The organism is Methylobacterium nigriterrae (assembly GCF_037106235.1).
In the GTDB taxonomy this organism is placed as follows: Bacteria; Pseudomonadota; Alphaproteobacteria; order Rhizobiales; family Beijerinckiaceae; genus Methylobacterium; species Methylobacterium nigriterrae.
Genome location: NZ_JBAWTG010001015.1, coordinates 1 through 257, shown reverse-complemented (window position 1 = coordinate 257; position 257 = coordinate 1). Strand labels below are relative to the sequence as shown.

Genomic DNA, 257 nt, shown 5'->3' with positions numbered 1-257 from the left:
TATGCCACGAAATTTATTGATCCGGCGCTTGGCTTTGCGCTTGGCTGGAACTATTGGTACAACTGGGCGATAACCATTGCGGCTGAATTATAAGAGGTCACCATGGTAATGAAATTTTGTTTCCCAAACAGTTCTTCCCTGCTGTGGAGCGTCCTGTTCCTGCTGATTATGTTCGGCTTGAACTACTTGTCGGTACAAGGATTCGGGGAAGCGGAATACTGGTTTTCCCTGGTGAAGGTTGTAACCGTGATTATCTT

General features: G+C 46.3%; 1 pseudogene. It reads left to right on the top strand.

Annotated elements, in window-relative coordinates:
- Nucleotides 1-257, top strand: a pseudogene (locus WDW90_RS41180) (hypothetical protein); the annotation flags it as partial.